The sequence below is a fragment of the Nocardioides ginsengisegetis genome (assembly GCF_014138045.1).
Taxonomy (GTDB): Bacteria; Actinomycetota; Actinomycetes; order Propionibacteriales; family Nocardioidaceae; genus Nocardioides; species Nocardioides ginsengisegetis.
The window spans coordinates 1,945,701-1,962,723 of sequence record NZ_JACGXA010000001.1 but is presented as its reverse complement, the minus strand read 5'-3'; the positions used below and the strand labels follow the sequence as shown (position 1 = coordinate 1,962,723).

Annotated in this window: 16 protein-coding genes; 13 read left to right on the top strand and 3 right to left on the bottom strand. The window is 70.9% G+C overall.

The features are described from left to right. The first annotated feature begins 51 nt into the window (after positions 1-51). Positions 52-831 (top strand): hypothetical protein, encoded by a 780-nt coding sequence (locus FB382_RS09330; protein ID WP_182538604.1) that lies wholly within the window; start codon positions 52-54, stop codon positions 829-831. Here the strand turns inward: FB382_RS09330 and FB382_RS09325 are convergent. Both FB382_RS09325 and FB382_RS09320 read right to left on the bottom strand, forming a co-directional pair. Beyond that, entirely contained in the window at positions 799-1,470 is a 672-nt protein-coding gene (locus FB382_RS09325) for an MBL fold metallo-hydrolase (RefSeq protein WP_425490070.1), read from the bottom strand. The two genes, FB382_RS09330 and FB382_RS09325, sit on opposite strands and share 33 nt — an antisense overlap. Next, a complete protein-coding gene (locus FB382_RS09320) occupies positions 1,464-2,165 on the bottom strand; it encodes a maleylpyruvate isomerase family mycothiol-dependent enzyme (protein WP_182538602.1) in 702 nt (233 codons plus the stop codon). Before FB382_RS09320 ends, FB382_RS09325 begins: the two co-directional genes overlap by 7 nt. 173 nt (positions 2,166-2,338) lie before the next feature. Here FB382_RS09320 and uvrA point away from each other — a divergent pair, with 173 nt between their 5' ends. Together uvrA and FB382_RS09310 are read left to right on the top strand one after the other, a co-directional pair. After that, the gene (uvrA, locus tag FB382_RS09315) at positions 2,339-5,350 is read left to right on the top strand and encodes an excinuclease ABC subunit UvrA (RefSeq protein WP_182538600.1); all 3,012 of its coding nucleotides are present in this window, start codon (positions 2,339-2,341) and stop codon (positions 5,348-5,350) included. A 14-nt stretch (positions 5,351-5,364) separates the two neighbouring features. Continuing rightward, a complete protein-coding gene (locus FB382_RS09310; protein ID WP_343055540.1) occupies positions 5,365-5,781 on the top strand; it encodes a Rieske (2Fe-2S) protein in 417 nt (138 codons plus the stop codon). Here the strand turns inward: FB382_RS09310 and FB382_RS09305 are convergent. Continuing rightward, the gene (locus tag FB382_RS09305) at positions 5,774-7,069 is read right to left on the bottom strand and encodes a tetratricopeptide repeat protein (protein ID WP_182538598.1); all 1,296 of its coding nucleotides are present in this window, start codon (positions 7,067-7,069) and stop codon (positions 5,774-5,776) included. The two genes, FB382_RS09310 and FB382_RS09305, sit on opposite strands and share 8 nt — an antisense overlap. A 134-nt stretch (positions 7,070-7,203) precedes the next feature. Between FB382_RS09305 and uvrC the strand changes: the two genes are divergently transcribed. The 10 genes from uvrC to FB382_RS09255 all read left to right on the top strand — a co-directional run bounded on the left by uvrC (position 7,204) and on the right by FB382_RS09255 (position 16,985). Beyond that, a complete protein-coding gene (gene uvrC, locus FB382_RS09300; protein ID WP_220481305.1) occupies positions 7,204-9,171 on the top strand; it encodes an excinuclease ABC subunit UvrC in 1,968 nt (655 codons plus the stop codon). Further along, positions 9,171-10,043 carry an RNase adapter RapZ gene (rapZ, locus tag FB382_RS09295; protein WP_182538594.1) on the top strand — a complete coding sequence of 291 codons (873 nt, stop codon included), beginning with the start codon at positions 9,171-9,173 and terminating at the stop codon, positions 10,041-10,043. The genes uvrC and rapZ overlap by 1 nt, the downstream gene beginning before the upstream one ends. Beyond that, positions 10,043-11,011 (top strand): gluconeogenesis factor YvcK family protein, encoded by a 969-nt coding sequence (locus FB382_RS09290; protein WP_182538592.1) that lies wholly within the window; start codon positions 10,043-10,045, stop codon positions 11,009-11,011. Before rapZ ends, FB382_RS09290 begins: the two co-directional genes overlap by 1 nt. Positions 11,012-11,050: 39 nt before the next feature. After that, positions 11,051-12,037 (top strand): DNA-binding protein WhiA, encoded by a 987-nt coding sequence (gene whiA / locus FB382_RS09285; RefSeq protein WP_182538590.1) that lies wholly within the window; start codon positions 11,051-11,053, stop codon positions 12,035-12,037. Between the two features lie 160 nt (positions 12,038-12,197). Next, positions 12,198-13,193 carry a type I glyceraldehyde-3-phosphate dehydrogenase gene (gap, locus tag FB382_RS09280; RefSeq protein WP_182538588.1) on the top strand — a complete coding sequence of 332 codons (996 nt, stop codon included), beginning with the start codon at positions 12,198-12,200 and terminating at the stop codon, positions 13,191-13,193. A 3-nt stretch (positions 13,194-13,196) separates the two neighbouring features. Then, positions 13,197-14,396 (top strand): phosphoglycerate kinase, encoded by a 1,200-nt coding sequence (locus FB382_RS09275; protein ID WP_182538587.1) that lies wholly within the window; start codon positions 13,197-13,199, stop codon positions 14,394-14,396. Between the two features lie 6 nt (positions 14,397-14,402). Next, complete coding sequence (gene tpiA, locus FB382_RS09270; protein ID WP_182538585.1) at positions 14,403-15,194, top strand: triose-phosphate isomerase; 792 nt, start codon at positions 14,403-14,405, stop codon at positions 15,192-15,194. A 30-nt stretch (positions 15,195-15,224) separates the two neighbouring features. Further along, positions 15,225-15,461 (top strand): preprotein translocase subunit SecG, encoded by a 237-nt coding sequence (gene secG / locus FB382_RS09265; RefSeq protein WP_125036193.1) that lies wholly within the window; start codon positions 15,225-15,227, stop codon positions 15,459-15,461. A 13-nt stretch (positions 15,462-15,474) separates the two neighbouring features. Beyond that, positions 15,475-15,837: an RNA polymerase-binding protein RbpA gene (locus FB382_RS09260; protein WP_125036192.1), complete on the top strand. Its 363-nt coding sequence runs from the start codon at positions 15,475-15,477 to the stop codon at positions 15,835-15,837. Between the two features lie 149 nt (positions 15,838-15,986). Further along, a complete protein-coding gene (locus FB382_RS09255; protein WP_182538584.1) occupies positions 15,987-16,985 on the top strand; it encodes a type IV toxin-antitoxin system AbiEi family antitoxin in 999 nt (332 codons plus the stop codon). Positions 16,986-17,023: the final 38 nt, after the last annotated feature.

Genomic DNA, 17,023 nt, shown 5'->3' with positions numbered 1-17,023 from the left:
CAAGGCCCGGGTTTCAACCAGACGCGACCTCGTGGCGTGCATGATGTCTCGGTGCCAGACAAGAACTCGGGGGAGAACCCAAGCGCTGCGTTCGTCGTGGAGGTCGTGATCGTGGGCCTCTGCGTCTTCGCTGTCGCGATCACCGTGGCCCTGGTGACGGATGCAGGTCCCGGCTCCACCCCGGACTGGATCGCGGCGCTCTCGACCTTCGCCGCGTTTATCGCGGCCGTGTTCGCTGGCTGGTACGCGCACCGTGCACTCCGAGTAGAGCAGCGGCGAGACGCTCACCGCGACAACACCGAACGGAGAGCCCAGGCCGTGATGGTCGCCGCATGGGCCGACTTCGCGGCGTCGGCCGAGATCGCCCACACATTCCCGGGAGACGGCGCACCCACCGTCACGGTCGGCCCAACCGTGCCAGCGCTCCTGGTTGCGACGGTGCACAACGCATCACCGTTGCCGGTGCACCAGTTCTGGTTGCAGGTGTACCTCCCGGCCCCGGACCGCACCGGTCGCTACGTCCTCGTCGCCGATCACGAGGTTGGCAGGGTCCTGCCTGGGGAGACGAAGGAGGTCGACCTTCTCGACTCTGTCCGCGTGTGGCCCGACCGTGACCTCCCGTCGCCGAGTAACCCGATCTATCAGAAGTTGGCGGCCGAGTTCGCGGGCCGCGGCACCGCCCACGACGGCCCTCCGGACATTGGCCTTGGCTGGTCCTTTAGGGACAACGGATACGTCGAGTGGGTGCGAGAACCCGGATTCGGTTTCGGAGAAGGCCCCCGTCCGGACGTCGTCGGATCACCAGCCGCGGGCGCGCCATTGACCGAGTGACGGCCGTTCGGCCCCCAGCGTCGAGTCGTTGCCGTGTCCGGGGTAGAACCACGTCTCGTCGGGTAGGCGCTGGAAGACTTTGATCTCGAGCTCGTCCATGATCTGCGCGAACGATCCCTCATCTGTTGTCCTTCCAGGACCGCCGGGGAACAGCGAGTCGCCGGTGAACAGGTGCGGGTGGCCCTCGGGGTCGTCGTAGAGGAGCGCGATCGAGCCCGGCGTGTGGCCGGCGATGGCGATCACCTCGAGGGAGACCTCTCCGACGCGGACGACGTCGCCCTGACGCACCGGCCGCGTGACCTCGACGCCGGTCTGCTCGGTGATGGCGTCGGCGTCGGGGACCCCGGCCGCGACCTCGGCCCCGGTCGCGTCGACGACGGCCTTGAGGGCGCGGTGGTGGTCCCAGTGCTGGTGGGTGGTGACGACGGTGGTGAGGCCGGCCTCGCCGACGAGGGGGAGCAGGGTCTCGGGCTCGGCGGCGGCGTCGACGAGCACCTGTGCCCCGGTCGCCCGGCAGGTCAGCAGGTAGCAGTTGTTGGACATCTTCTCGTCGACGGCGACCTTGGTGATGCGGAGGCCGCCTGCCTCGCGGACGTCGGGGGAGCCCCCGGGCGACACGTCCCCGGTGTAGGTCACCACGCGGCCATCTCCGGCAGGTCGCCGCTGTCGCTGGTCAGGCCCTCGCCGCGGCCGCGCCCGGTGAGCCACCAGGCCAGGTCGCGGGACTGGCCGGAGACGGTCGGACCGCCGGTGCCGTAGTCCCAGGTGCGGTCGAGGTCGGTGGCGTGGGCGTGGAAGGAGCCGGGCTCCCGGGCCGTCGCGTTGTCGAGCACGATGGCCGCGAACTCGGGTGTCCAGTCCGCGTGCGTCGGCCCGGCGGCCATGTCGACGTGGTGGATCTCGACCTCGCCCAGGCGCATGCCGGGCGCGGCGGCGGCCGGGAACGAGCGGCCGCCCGGCACCCGCTCGACGGTGCTGTCCCACCGCTCGTCGGGGATCGAGCTGGCCGCGTCGGCGAAGTCGGTGGTGGACGCGAGGAACCGGGTGCGCAGGGTCTGGGGATCGCTGGCGGCGAGCTCGTCGATGTCACCGTCACGGGCCTCCTGGGAGGCATACATCGGCACCTGCTCGCCGGCGACGATGCCGCGGAGGGCGCCGGCCAGCCCCTCGGCGTTCAGGGTGAGGTGGGCGAGGACGTGGGCACGGGTCCAGCCGGGCAGCAGGCTCGGCCCGGTCCAGGCCTCGTCGGGAAGGGCGTCGACGGAGCGCACCAGGCGCTGGGTCGCCTCCTGGAGCAGGTCGGCTGCGGCGCTGGTGCGGGTGAGATCGGGCATGCGACATTCCTACCCGAGCGGCCCGACAGCGACCAGTCCGGCGCGATGGGTGGACTGTCGGTGGGCCGTGAGATCGTGGTCGCGTTTCGCCCATCACCCGCGTGGCGGCTTGCCCCGCTCCGTAGGATTGGCGAACACTTGTTCGAACAGACTTCTCTCTTCGAGGATTGCCAGTGCAGGATCAGCTGATCATCCGTGGGGCGCGCGAGCACAACCTCAAGGACGTCTCGATCGACCTCCCTCGCGACTCGCTCATCGTCTTCACCGGCCTCTCCGGGTCGGGCAAGTCCTCGCTGGCGTTCGACACGATCTTCGCCGAGGGCCAGCGCCGCTACGTCGAGTCGCTCTCGGCGTACGCCCGCCAGTTCCTGGGGCAGATGGACAAGCCGGACGTCGACTTCATCGAGGGCCTCTCGCCCGCGGTCTCGATCGACCAGAAGTCCACCAGCAAGAACCCCCGCTCGACGGTCGGCACGATCACCGAGGTCTACGACTACCTCCGGCTGCTCTACGCCCGCGCCGGCCGCCCGCACTGCCCGACCTGCGGCTCGCCGATCGAGCGGCAGACGCCCCAGCAGATCGTCGACAAGATCCTCTCCCTCGAGGACGGCCGCCGCTTCCAGGTGCTGGCGCCGGTCATCCGCGGCCGCAAGGGCGAGTACGTCGAGCTCTTCCGCCAGCTCCAGCAGCAGGGCTTCTCCCGTGCGCGGGTCAACGGCGAGACCCACACGCTGGACGACCCGCCCAAGCTCGACAAGCAGAAGAAGCACACCATCGAGGTCGTGGTCGACCGGCTGGCGGTCAAGGAGTCCTCCAAGCGACGCCTCACCGACTCGGTCGAGACCGCGCTCACCCTCGCCGGTGGCCTGGTGCTCTTCGACTTCGTCGACCTCGGTCCCAAGGACGCCGGCCGCGAGCTGCGCTTCTCCGAGAAGATGGCCTGCCCCAACGAGCACGCCATCGACACCGACGAGCTCGAGCCCCGTTCGTTCTCCTTCAACTCCCCGTTCGGGGCCTGCCCGGTCTGCCACGGCCTCGGCACCCGGATGGAGGTCGACCCCGAGCTGGTCGTCCCCGACGTCACCGCGACGCTCGGCGAGGGCGCCATCCAGCCGTGGAGCCAGGCCCACGTCGCCGACTACTTCCTGCGGCTGATGGGCGCGCTGGGTGACGAGCTCGGCTTCGACCTCAACACGCCCTGGCAGGACATCTCGCCGCTCGGCCAGAAGTCGCTCCTCGACGGCCACGCCACCAAGGTCCACGTCGTGACCCGCAACCGCTACGGCCGCGAGCGCGCCTACTACGCCGAGTTCGAGGGCGTCCGCAGCTACATCGAACGTCGCCACCGCGAGGCCGAGTCCGACACGAGCCGCGAGCGGTTCGAGGGCTTCATGCGCGAGGTCCCGTGCCCGGCGTGCGACGGCAGCCGCCTCAAGCCGGTCTCGATGGCCGTGACGCTCGGTGCGCGGGAGTCCGGCGGCAAGAACATCGCCGAGGTCTGCGCCCTGCCGATCAACGAGACCGCCGAGTTCCTGCGCACCCTCGACCTGAGCGCCCGCGAGCGCCAGATCGGCGAGCGGGTGCTCAAGGAGATCCAGGAGCGGCTCAACTTCCTGCTCGACGTCGGCCTCGACTACCTCTCGCTGGACCGCCCCTCCGGCTCGCTGAGCGGCGGCGAAGCGCAGCGGATCCGGCTCGCGACCCAGATCGGCGCCGGCCTCGTCGGCGTGCTCTACGTCCTCGACGAGCCCTCGATCGGCCTGCACCAGCGCGACAACCACCGCCTGATCGAGACCCTGCTCCGGCTCAAGGACCTCGGCAACACCCTGATCGTCGTCGAGCACGACGAGGACACGATCCGGGTCGCCGACTGGATCGTCGACATCGGTCCCGGTGCCGGCGAGCACGGCGGCCAGGTCGTCCACAGCGGCAGCGTCGCCGACCTGCTCAAGCACCCCGACTCGATGACCGGCCAATACCTGTCTGGCCGGCGCGAGATCCCCGTCCCCGCCGTGCGCCGCCCGCGCACCAAGGGCCGGGAGCTCACCGTCCACGGCGCCCGCGAGCACAACCTCCAGAACGTCGACGTCAGCTTCCCGCTCGGCCTGTTCGTCGCCGTGACGGGCGTCTCCGGGTCGGGCAAGTCGACCCTGGTCAACGACATCCTCTACACCTCGCTGGCCAAGCAGATCTACAACGCCCGCGCCGTCCCCGGCCGGCACCAGAAGATCACCGGTCTCGAGCACGTCGACAAGGTCATCCACGTCGACCAGTCGCCGATCGGCCGCACCCCGCGGTCCAACCCCGCGACCTACACCGGCGTCTTCGACCACATCCGCAAGCTGTTCGCCTCGACCCCCGAGGCCAAGATGCGCGGCTACCTCCAGGGCCGGTTCTCCTTCAACGTCAAGGGCGGTCGCTGCGAGGCGTGCGCCGGCGACGGCACGATCAAGATCGAGATGAACTTCCTGCCGGACGTCTACGTCCCCTGCGAGGTCTGCCACGGCGCGCGCTACAACCGCGAGACGCTCGAGGTGCACTACAAGGGCAAGACGATCGCCGAGGTCCTCGACATGCCGATCGAGGAGGCCGCCGACTTCTTCGCCGCGGTGCCTGCGATCGCCCGTCACATGAAGACACTGTGCGAGGTCGGCCTGGGCTACGTCCGCCTCGGCCAGCCGGCCACCACGCTGTCCGGCGGCGAGGCGCAGCGCGTCAAGCTGTCCTCGGAGCTGCAGAAGCGCTCCACCGGCCGCACCGTCTACGTCCTCGACGAGCCGACGACCGGCCTGCACTTCGAGGACATCCGCAAGCTGCTGCTGGTGCTCGGCCGCCTGGTCGACGCCGGCAACACCGTGCTGGTGATCGAGCACAACCTCGACGTCATCAAGACCGCCGACTGGCTGGTCGACATGGGTCCCGAGGGCGGGTCGCGCGGCGGCCTGGTCGTCGCCGAGGGCACGCCCGAGGCGGTCGCGGCCGTCGAGGCGAGCCACACCGGCACGTTCCTGGCGCCGCTGCTCGACGGCAAGCACGCCAAGCAGCCCGCCCGGATGCTCAGCGCCAAGACCGAGCCCGTCCCCGCCAAGCGCGCGGCCGCCAAGAAGACGACGGCCAAGAAGGCAGTGGCGAAGAAGACGGTGGCGAAGAAGGCGGTCGCCAAGAAGTCGGCTTCGCAGCGGTAGGTAGGGTCGCGGTCGTGACCACGGAATCCGGAATCTCCCGCCGCCACGCCCTCGCCGGTGCCGCCACCATCGGTGTCGGCCTGCCGCTCCTCGCCGCGTGCGGCGGGGGATCGGACGCCACGACGGGGGCCCCGGCGTCTCCCGACGCCGGTCCGCTGGGCGCCACCGCAGACATCCCGGTCGGCGGCGGCACGGTCTTCGCGGACCAGAAGGTCGTCGTCACCCAGCCCACCGCGGGCGAGTTCAAGGGCTTCTCGGCCACCTGCACCCACCAGGGCTGCGTCGTCGCCAACGTGACCGAGACGATCAACTGCCCGTGCCACGGCAGCAAGTTCTCCATCGAGGACGGCTCCGTGCAGAACGGCCCCGCCACCCGGGCTCTGCCCGAGGTCACCGTCACGGTCGACGGCGACCAGATCAGCATCAGCTGACGCCGGCGGGCACCCCCGGCAGCTTGCGGCGCCACGACTCGTCGCGCGGGGACCTCCGGCGGTCCAGCCGCGCGTCCAGGACGACGCGCGCCTCGTCCCAGCGCCCGGCGCGGATGAGCGCGGCGATCCGGGCCTCCTCGACGATCTCGCGCTGCGCGTCCGAGCCGCCGAGCCGACGGGTCGGCCCGGCCAGTGCGGCGAGCTCGTCGGCGGCCCGCGAACACCGACCGGAGGCCATCGCGCCCAGCGCGCGGGCCAGCGGCGCCACGACCTCGCGCTGGGTCGGGTGTGCGTGCGCGGCCGCCCACGTGGCGAGGCGGCCGAGGCCGCCCGTGTCGCCGAGGGCCAGCAGCGTCACGGCCGCGTGGAGGGCCAGGAACGGCGTCGACGGGGTCTCGAGGACTCCGCGCCCGGCCACCGACGCGACCGCTGCGATGTCCGGCACGTCCTCGGCGCCCGGGGTCAGGGCCCACCGGAACAACAGCGAGCCGCTGTCGACCAGCGCCCGGCAGCCCAGGCCGCGCTCGGGGCGCAGCTGGGACTCATAGCGCCGGCGTACGGCGTCGAGGTCGCCCAGCGTCAGCTCGTGCAGGGCGGCGTGCCAGGAGAAGTGGCTGAGGCTGTCGATCGAGGCGCCCTCGCCCGTCACCCAGCCGTCCATCCAGGCCAGCCCGGCCTCGTGGTCCCCGGTCTCGTAGTGGGCGTGCGCGCGGGCGTGTGCCGAGTGCCCCGCCCCCGGCTCCTCCGCGAGCGAGCGGCAGGACAGCTCCATCGCCTCGTCGAACCGGCCCTGCTCCTGGCGCACGAAGGCGAGCAGTCCGGTGAACCACCAGTCGTCGCCGTACGCCGGGATGGCCCGCTCGACGATCGCCCAGGCCTCCTCGGGCACCTCGGTGACGCCGGCGAAGGCGATGGTCGGCACGGCCGTCGACAGCAGGAGGGCGTCGCGCGGGTGCGCCTCGAGGTGCCGCACCAGCGCCGAGGAGTCCCCGCGGACGTGGGCGGCGACGGCGTGCACGTGGCTGCGCTCGCGGGCGGTGCCCCGGGCGGCGTGCAGCTCGGCGTCGCGCAGCCGGGCCCGGACGTCGACCGCCGCGCACAGCTCGTGGCCGAAGAGGGCGAGCGCCGCATGTCCCATCGCGAAGGTCGGGTCGACGGCGATCGAGGTCGCCACGGCCTCGGCGGCTCCGGTGCGCAGCGCGAGCAGGTCGCGGACCCCGCGGGTGTAGGCGGTGGCCGCCTCGGGCGAGGTGGTGAGCTCGTAGTCGTAGAGATCGCGACAGACCATGTAAATACAGTAAGTCACGCGAGATAAAAACCGGAGAATCTGCGTCGCGTCGGCGCAACTGCCGGACTGTCCCCACGGGACCGTAGGGTTGCGGTGTGCCTGCTGGTCGACCTTCCCGTTCCTCCCGAGGGCCGTTGTCCTACCGTCCCGAGCCCGGCTCGATCCCGACCCAGCCGGGCGTCTACCGGTTCCGAGACCCGCGCGGCCGGGTGATCTACGTCGGCAAGGCGAAGAACCTCCGCGCCCGGCTCTCGTCGTACTTCCAGGACGTCGGCAACCTCCACCAGCGCACGGCCACGATGGTCACGACCGCGGCCAGCGTCGAGTGGACGACCGTCAACACCGAGGTGGAGGCGCTCCAGCTGGAGTACTCCTGGATCAAGGAGTTCGACCCGCGCTTCAACGTCAAGTACCGCGACGACAAGTCCTACCCGTGGCTCGCGGTCACCGTCGGCGAGGAGTTCCCGCGGGTGATGGTCGGCCGCGGCGCCAAGCGCAAGGGCACCCGCTACTTCGGCCCCTACAGCCACGCCTGGGCGATCCGCGAGACCGTGGACCAGCTGCTGCGCGTCTTCCCGATGCGCTCGTGCAGCAACGGCGTCTTCAAGCGGTCCAGCCAGATCGGCCGGCCATGCCTGCTCGGCTACATCGACAAGTGCTCGGCGCCGTGCGTCGGCTCGGTGAGCGCCGAGGAGCACCGCGCGATCGTCGACGACTTCTGCGACTTCATGGCCGGCCAGACGACCGGGTTCGTGCGCCGCATCAAGAAGGAGATGTACGCCGCCTCCGAGGCCGAGGACTACGAGAAGGCCGCGCGGCTGCGCGACGACCTCGGGGCTCTCGAGAAGGCCCTGGAGAAGCAGGCCGTCGTGCTCGGTGACGGCACCGACGCCGACGTGATCGCGCTCGCCGAGGACCCGCTCGAGGTCGCGGTCCAGATCTTCTACGTGCGCGGTGGCCGGATCCGCGGCCAGCGCGGGTGGGTGGCCGACCGGGTCGAGGAGGGCGAGACGCCCGAGCTGGTGGAGACCCTGCTCCTGCAGCTCTACGCCGGCGCCGACGACGCCGGTGACACCATCCCGCGCGAGATCCTGGTGCCGGCGATGCCCCCGGACGCCGCGACCTTCGAGGAGCTGCTCAGCGACCTGCGGGGGAGCCGGGTGGCGATCCGGGTCCCGCAGCGGGGCGACAAGAAGACGCTCCAGGAGACGGTGGCGCGCAACGCCGGCCAGGCGCTGGTGCTGCACAAGACCAAGCGGGCCAGCGACCTGACGACCCGCAACCGCGCGCTGGAGGAGATCCAGGCGGCGCTCGAGCTCGACGAGGTGCCCCTGCGCATCGAGTGCTACGACGTCTCCAACCTCCAGGGCACCGAGGTCGTGGCCTCGATGGTGGTCTTCGAGGACGGCCTGCCCCGCAAGTCCGAGTACCGCCGCTTCGTCATCAAGGGCGTCGACGGGCAGAACGACGTCGCGTCGATGCACGAGGTCATCACCCGCCGCTTCCGGCGGCTGCTCGACGAGCAGTCCCGCAGCACCGAGGTGTCCACCGAGAGCGGGCCGATGCTCGTCGACCCCGAGACCGGGCGACCCCGCAAGTTCGCCTACGCGCCGGGCCTCGTGGTCGTCGACGGCGGCCCGCCGCAGGTCGCGGCGGCGCAGCGGGCCCTCGACGAGCTCGGCATCGACGACATCCCGGTCTGCGGCCTGGCCAAGCGCCTCGAGGAGGTCTGGCTGCCCGCCGAGGAGGACCCTGTCATCCTCGCGAGGTCCAGCGAGGGGCTCTACCTCCTCCAGCGGATCCGCGACGAGGCCCACCGCTTCGCGATCACCCACCACCGCAACCGGCGCTCCAAGTCGATGGTCGAGAGCCTGCTCGACGACGTGCCGGGCCTCGGCGAGGTGCGACGCAAGACCCTGCTCAAGCACTTCGGGTCGCTGAAGAAGCTGCGGTTGGCGACCGTCGAGGAGATCGCCCTGGTGCCCGGCATCGGCGAGCGCACGGCGACGGCCATCAAGGATGCGGTCGCGTCGGCGAGCAGCAAGACTGGCCCCGTGATCACCAGCATCAACACCGCCACCGGTGAGATCGAGGAGTCCTGATGACGTTGGAAGACCACCGCGGCGAGCTCGTGGTCGTCACCGGCATGACCGGCGCCGGACGCAGCACGGCCGCGAAGGAGCTGGAGGACCTCGGCTTCTACGTCGTCGACAACATGCCGCCCAGCCTGCTGCGGGACGTCGTGCGGCTCGTCGACGAGAGCAAGGGCCCCGAGCAGCCCATCGCCGTCGTGGTCGACGTGCGCAGCGGCTCGTTCTTCCAGTCCCTGCAGGCCAACCTCGCACAGGGGGCCACCGGCCGGCGTACGACGCTGGTGTTCCTGGAGGCCTCCGACGACGTCCTCGTACGCCGCCAGGAGGCCGTGCGACGCCCGCACCCCCTCCAGGCCGGCGGCCGCCTGCTCGACGGCCTCCAGCGCGAACGCTCCGTCCTCGCGGAGCTGCGCAGCGACGCCGACCTGGTCATCGACACCTCGACGCTCAACGTGCACCAGCTCACCGACCGGATCGCGGAGGCCTTCGGTGCGCCGGAGGCGATCCAGCTCCAGGTCACCGTGACGAGCTTCGGCTTCAAGTACGGCATCCCCGTCGACGCCGACTTCGTCGCCGACATGCGCTTCCTGCCCAACCCCTTCTGGATCCCCGAGCTGCGTGCGGGCACCGGCCGGGACCGCGAGGTGGCCGACTACGTCAAGAGCCGGCCCGGGGCCGCGGAGTTCCTCGACGCCTACGTGCCGCTCCTGGCCGGCGTGGCTGAGGGCTACCTCCGCGAGGGCAAGCGCTTCATGACGGTGGCCGTCGGCTGCACCGGCGGCAAGCACCGCAGCGTCGCGATGACCGAGGAGATCGCCCGACGCCTCAAGGACCTCGGCTACACGACCCGGGCCGCCCACCGCGACCTCGGCCGGGAGTGATGACCCACCGCGCCCAGTCGGCCGTGGCCCTCGGTGGTGGCCACGGCCTGCACGCGTCCCTGCAGGCCCTGCGACGCCTGGTCGACGAGCTCGTCGTCGACGACCTGACCGCGATCGTCACGGTCGCCGACAACGGCGGCTCGTCGGGGCGCCTGCGCGGGGAGTTCGGGGTGCTCCCGCCCGGTGACCTCCGGATGGCGCTCGCCGCCCTGTGCGGCGACGACGACTGGGGCGCGACCTGGGCGGAGGTGCTCCAGCACCGCTTCGCCGGCGACGGCGAGATGCGCGGCCACGTGATCGGCAACCTGCTGATCGTCGGGCTCTGGGAGCGCCTGGGTGACCACGTCAAGGCCCTCGACTGGGTCGGCAAGCTCCTCGGTGCCACCGGACGCGTGCTGCCGATGGCGCTGACACCGCTCGACATCACCGCACAGGTGCGCGGTCTGGACCGCTCCGACCCGGATGCCCTGACCACGGTGCGCGGTCAGGTCGAGGTCGCGACCACGGAGGGCGTGATCGACTCGGTGCAGCTCGACCCTGCCGACCCGGTGGCCTGCCCGGAGGCCGTCGCCGCGATCCGCGACGCCGACTGGGTCGTGATCGGGCCGGGTTCGTGGTTCACCTCGGTCATCCCGCACCTGCTCGTCCCCGAGCTGCGCCGCGCCCTGGCCGAGACCGACGCCCGCGTGATCATCGTGCTCAACCTCGACGAGCAGGCGGGGGAGACCGGCGGCTTCGGTCCCGACGACCACCTGGCGGTCCTCTCCGAGCACGCCCCGGACCTCAAGGTGCACGCCGTGCTCGCCGACCGGGCCCGCGTCGGTGAGGGCCTCGCCGATCTCGAGCACGTCGTGCACGCCCACGGCGCACGCCTGTTCGTCGACGACGTGGCGGCCGACGACGGGTCTCCACGGCATGACCCTGCGAAGCTCGCGGCGGCCTATGCGAGGATCGTCGAGCACTCCTGATTCGGCAGGGTGATTGACCAGCATGACAGGATCGGCAGCATGGCGATGACGGCACAGGTGAAGGCTGAACTCTCCTCCACCCAGATCACGAAGACCTGTTGTCGCAAGGCGGAAGTCGCCTCGATGCTCCGCTTTGCCGGCGGTCTGCACATCGTCAGCGGACGCATCGTGGTGGAGGCTGAGCTCGACACCGGCGCGGCCGCCCGAAGGGTCCGCAAGGACATCGCCGAGGTCTACGGCCACCAGTCCGACGTGGTCATGGTCCAGGGCAACGGCATCCGCAAGGGCAGCCGCTACATCGTCCGGATCGTCAAGGACGGCGAGGCCCTCGCCCGCCAGACCGGACTCCTCGACCAGCGCGGGCGACCCGTGCGCGGCCTGCCGCCGGCGGTCGTGTCCGGTGGTGGCTGCGACGCCGTCGCCGCGTGGCGCGGCGCCTTCCTGGCCCATGGCTCGCTCACCGAGCCCGGCCGGTCCTCGGCCCTCGAGGTGACCTGCCCCGGCCCCGAGGCCGCGCTCGCGCTCGTCGGCGTCGCCCGCCGCCTCGGCATCCAGGCCAAGGCCCGCGAGGTGCGCGGCGTGGACCGCGTCGTGATCCGCGACGGCGACGCCATCGGCCAGCTGCTCACCCGGCTGGGCGCCCACGAGTCGCTGATGGCCTGGGAGGAGCGCCGGATGCGCCGCGAGGTGCGCGCGACGGCCAACAGGCTCGCCAACTTCGACGACGCCAACCTGCGCCGCTCGGCGCGCGCGGCCGTCGCCGCGGGCGCCCGCGTGGAGCGTGCGCTGGAGATCCTCGGCGAGGAGATCCCCGACCACCTCAAGCTGGCCGGCTCGCTGCGCCTCGAGCACAAGCAGGCCTCGCTCGAGGAGCTCGGCCAGCTGCACGAGCCCGTGCTGACCAAGGACGCCATCGCCGGCCGCATCCGCCGCCTGCTGGCGATGGCCGACAAGCGCGCCGAGGAGCTCGGGATCCCCGACACCGAGGCGTCGCTGACCCCGGAGATGCTCGCCGACGAGGCCTGAGCAGGGCGCCGGCAGGGCGTGACCACGGTTACTTGCACGTACGCCGGGACGCCGGTGTCAGCGACCGAGACCGGGCGATAGGGTCGATGGCGCTGGTCACCGAAGGCCAGTGTTCGTCCACGGGGTCACCAAAGGCCCCACACCTAGGAGGCATGGACCCATGACCGTCCGCGTAGGCATCAACGGCTTCGGCCGGATCGGCCGCAACTTCTTCCGGGCCGTTCGGGCCTCCGGTCTCGACATCGAGATCGTCGGCGTCAACGACCTGACCGACAACGCCGTCCTGGCGCACCTGCTCAAGTACGACACGATCCTCGGCCGTCTCGACGCCGACGTGACGTCGACCGACGACGCGATCGTCGTCGGCGGCAAGGAGATCAAGGCGTTCGCCGAGCGCAACCCGGCCGACCTCAAGTGGGGTGAGCTCGGTGTCGACATCGTCGTGGAGTCCACCGGCTTCTTCACCGACGCCACCAAGGCGCGTGCGCACGTCGACGCCGGCGCCAAGAAGGTCATCATCTCGGCCCCCGCGTCCAACGAGGACATCACGGTGGTCATGGGTGTCAACCACACCGACTACGACCCGGCGCAGCACACCGTCATCTCCAACGCCTCGTGCACCACCAACTGCCTGGCGCCGATGGCCAAGGCCCTCCACGACGAGCTCGGCATCGTCAAGGGCCTGATGACGACCATCCACGCCTACACGGCGGACCAGAACCTCCAGGACAACATCCACAAGGACCTGCGTCGCGCCCGCGCCGCGGCCCTCAACGTGGTGCCGACCTCGACCGGTGCGGCCAAGGCGATCGGCCTGGTCATGCCCGAGCTCAAGGGCAAGCTCGACGGCTACGCCTTGCGCGTCCCGGTCCCGACCGGCTCGGCCACCGACCTCACCTTCGAGGCCGGCCGTGAGACCACCGTCGAGGAGGTCAACGCGATCGTGCAGAAGGCCGCCGACGGCCGCTTCCTGCGCTACTCGACCGACCCGATCGTCTCCTCCGACATCGTGACCGACCCGGCGTCCTGCATCTTCGACGCACCGCTGACCAAGGTCATCGGCAACCAGGTCAAGGTCGTCGGCTGGTACGACAACGAGTGGGGCTACTCCAACCGCCTCGCGGACCTGATCGCCTACATCGGCGAGACGCTCTGACGCATGGCTGACTACGGCAACCTCGGTGACGTCGCCGGCAAGCGGGTCCTGGTCCGCTCGGACCTGAACGTCCCGCTGGACGGCACCACCATCACCGACGACGGCCGGATCCGCGCCAGCGTCCCCACCATCCGCTCCCTGGCCGAGGCCGGGGCGCGGGTGGTGGTGACCGCGCACCTCGGTCGCCCCAAGGGCGCCCCCGAGGAGCGCTACTCGCTCCGCCCGGTCGCGGCCCGCCTCGGCGAGCTCCTCGGCACGGACGTCGCGTTCGCCACAGACACGGTGGGGGAGAGCGCCCGCAGCACGGTCGACGGCCTCGCCGACGGCCAGGTGGCGGTGCTCGAGAACGTCCGCTTCAACCCGGGCGAGACCAGCAAGGACGACGCGGAGCGCAGCGCCTTCGCCGACCAGCTTGCGTCGCTGGCCGACGCGTTCGTCTCTGACGGCTTCGGCGTGGTGCACCGCAAGCAGGCCTCGGTCTACGACGTGGCGCAGCGGCTCCCGCACGCGATGGGGGCGCTCGTCGCCACCGAGATCGACGTGCTCCGTCGGTTGACGGTGGACCCCGCGCGCCCGTACGTCGTGGTCCTCGGCGGCTCGAAGGTCTCCGACAAGCTCGGGGTCATCGACAACCTGCTCGGCAAGGCCGACAAGCTGCTCATCGGCGGCGGCATGGTCTTCACGTTCCTCAAGGCCCAGGGCCACGAGGTCGGCAAGAGCCTCCTCGAGGACGACCAGCTCGACGTCTGCCGGGCCTACCTGCAGCGTGCCGAGGAGTCGGGCGTCGAGATCCTGCTGCCGACCGACATCGTGGTCGACACGGCCTTCCCGTCCGGCGACCGCACCCCCGAGCCCCGCGTGGTCCCGGCGACGGAGATCCCCTCCGACGCCCTGGGCCTCGACATCGGCCCGGACTCGGGCGCGGCGTTCGCGGCCGCCCTCGCCGACGCCGAGACGGTGTTCTGGAACGGTCCGATGGGCGTCTTCGAGGTCGCCGCCTTCGCCGAGGGCACCCGTGCCGTCGCCGAGGCGCTGACCAAGGTCCCCGGCCTCTCCGTGGTCGGTGGTGGCGACTCCGCCGCGGCCGTCCGCACGCTCGGCTTCGACGAGTCGGCCTTCGGCCACATCTCCACCGGTGGTGGCGCCTCCCTCGAGTACCTCGAGGGCAAGGAGCTGCCCGGCATCCAGGTCCTGGAGGACTGAACACACATGGCCAAGCGCACCCCGCTCATGGCGGGCAACTGGAAGATGAACCTCAACCACCAGGAAGCGGTGGTGCTGGTCCAGAAGCTCGCCTGGACGCTCAACGACAAGAAGCACGACTACGCCCGCGTCGAGGTCGTCGTCTGCCCGCCCTTCACCGACCTGCGGTCGGTGCAGACGCTCGTCGACGGTGACCGCCTGCAGGTGAAGTACGCCGCCCAGGACGTCTCCACGCAGGACTCCGGCGCCTACACCGGCGAGATCTCGGCCTCGATGCTGGCCAAGCTCGGCTGCTCCTACGTCGTGGTCGGGCACTCCGAGCGTCGCGAGTACCACGCCGAGAGCGACCAGGTCGTCAACGCCAAGGCCCACAAGGCGCTGGCGGCCGGGATGACGCCGATCGTGTGCGTCGGCGAGGGCCTGGAGGTCCGCAAGGCCGGCGAGCACGTCCCCTACACGCTGGCGCAGGTCGACGGCTCGCTCGCGGGGTTCACCGCCGAGCAGGTCGCCGGCCTCGTCGTGGCCTACGAGCCCGTCTGGGCGATCGGGACCGGTGAGGTCGCGACCCCCGACGACGCGCAGGAGGTGTGCGCGGCGATCCGGGCCCGCATCGGCGAGACACACGGTGCGGACGCGGCGGGCGCCGTACGCGTTCTCTACGGCGGTTCGGTCAAGGCTGCGAACGTCGCGGGCATCATGGAGCAGGACGACGTCGACGGCTGTCTCGTGGGAGGTGCGAGCCTCCAGGCAGACGAGTTCGGGGGGATCTGCCGCTTCCACGAGATGCCTGTCCTGTAACGCTGCAGGCGTGACGTAGGCTTTACCACCGTGACTCTCTTCTTCACGATCATCCTCGTTGCAGCGAGCGTGCTGATGGTCCTTCTGGTCCTGCTCCACAAGGGTCGCGGTGGCGGCCTCTCGGACATGTTCGGCGGTGGCGTGTCGAGCTCCCTCGGGGGCTCGTCCGTGGCTGAGCGCAACCTCGACCGCCTCACGGTCGGGATCGGCGTGATCTGGTTTGCCACCGTGATCGCTCTCGGCCTGCTCCTGGCCTACCAGAACTGAGGAAGGAACACCCGTGGCTGGTGGTGGAGGAAACGCTATTCGCGGTAGCCGGGTGGGGGCCGGCCCGATGGGTGAGGCGGAGCGTGGCGAAGCAGCCCCGCGCCAGGCCGTCACCTACTTCTGCTCGCACGAGCACCGTTCGGTCGTGACCTTCTCGGTCGAGGCCCAGGTGCCGGACTCGTGGGACTGCCCCAAGTGCGGTCTCCCGGCCGGCCGGGACGCCGAGAACGCGCCCCCGGCTCCGAAGATCGAGCCCTACAAGACGCACCTCGCCTACGTGAAGGAGCGTCGCTCCGACAAGGAGGCCGAGGACATCCTCGACGAGGCCCTCGCCCTCCTGCGCTCACGCCGCAAGTCCGGCGACATCATCTTCTGACGCGACACGGCACTTGGGGGCACTCCCAGCGTGCCGAAGGGGCACTTGCAGGCACTCTCACGGGGGTGAGACGGCTATCCGGGGAAGTCCGGGTCAGTGCCTGTGGATGAGCTCGGCGACGGATCGCCGTCGAGATGCATCCTCGAGCCATGCGACCCCCACCTTCGTGGCTCCCGCCTGACCTGGTTCTCCTCGACGAGCGCTGCCCGCTGCCCCTGGATCGACCGTTCACGGCCGACCAGGCGGCGGGGCTGGGCGTCTCGAGATGGTTCATCAGGCTGCTCATGGATCGAGCCCTGATCAGGCCGATCCTGCGCGGCACCTACGTCGTCACCCAGGTCCGCGACTGTGTCGATCTGAGGGCGGCGGCCCTTCGCCTGGTCATCCCCGAGTCGGCGATCGTCACCGACCGGACGGCGGCGTGGCTGCTCGGCGTGGACATCCTGCCGCGCTCGGCCGTCCATGCGCCCCCTCCGCTCGACGTCTTCAGCTCGACCTGCTCGAGACTTCGACGCCCGGGTGTCGCGAGCGGCACCCGACAGTTCCTCCCGCGCGACCTGACCGTCGTGCATGGAGTGCGCGTCACCACGCCGCTGCGCACCGCCCTGGACCTGGGGCGCCGCCTCTGGCGCTTCGACGCGCTGGCGGCGCTCGACGGGTTCCTGCGGATCGGGGTCGACCACGACGAGCTGCTGGCCGAGGTCGAGCGCTTCCGCGGGGAGCGGGGCGTGGTTCAGCTCCGCTGGCTGGCGCCCCTGGCCGACGGCCGGTCGGAGTCGGTGGGCGAATCGGTCCTGCGGCTGCACTGGTACGACGCGGGGCTACCGAAGCCCGAGCTCCAGTGGTGGGTCCACGACGAAACGGGCGCTCCCGTCTTCCGTCTCGATCTCGCGCACCCCGAGCTGAGGTATGCCGCCGAGTACAACGGCGAGCGGTTCCACTCGGGCGACGAGGCGGAGGGGAAGGACGCTCACCGCCTTGAGTGGCTCGAGTCGCGGGACAGCTGGCTCCTCGACGTGTTCACGGGCGCCGACGTGTTCGGACTCCAGGCCACCGCGCCGGACCGGCTGCTCGCGGGATTTCACCGGGCCCGCCAACGGTGCGGGCTCTGGGTGCCCGAGTCGGCGTACCGCGACGCGCAACCGTAATGCCGTCTCGGCGAGCTGAGGCTGCCTCCAACTGCCGT

Coding starts and splice junctions, on each gene's coding strand:
- FB382_RS09320 (WP_182538602.1), bottom strand. CDS start 2,165: ATGCCCGATCTCACCCGCACCAGCGCCGCAGCCGACCTGCTCCAGGAG.
- FB382_RS09305 (WP_182538598.1), bottom strand. CDS start 7,069: ATGGTCTGTCGCGATCTCTACGACTACGAGCTCACCACCTCGCCCGAG.
- rapZ (WP_182538594.1), top strand. CDS start 9,171: ATGACGTTGGAAGACCACCGCGGCGAGCTCGTGGTCGTCACCGGCATG.
- FB382_RS09290 (WP_182538592.1), top strand. CDS start 10,043: ATGACCCACCGCGCCCAGTCGGCCGTGGCCCTCGGTGGTGGCCACGGC.
- whiA (WP_182538590.1), top strand. CDS start 11,051: ATGGCGATGACGGCACAGGTGAAGGCTGAACTCTCCTCCACCCAGATC.
- gap (WP_182538588.1), top strand. CDS start 12,198: ATGACCGTCCGCGTAGGCATCAACGGCTTCGGCCGGATCGGCCGCAAC.
- FB382_RS09275 (WP_182538587.1), top strand. CDS start 13,197: ATGGCTGACTACGGCAACCTCGGTGACGTCGCCGGCAAGCGGGTCCTG.
- tpiA (WP_182538585.1), top strand. CDS start 14,403: ATGGCCAAGCGCACCCCGCTCATGGCGGGCAACTGGAAGATGAACCTC.
- FB382_RS09255 (WP_182538584.1), top strand. CDS start 15,987: ATGCGACCCCCACCTTCGTGGCTCCCGCCTGACCTGGTTCTCCTCGAC.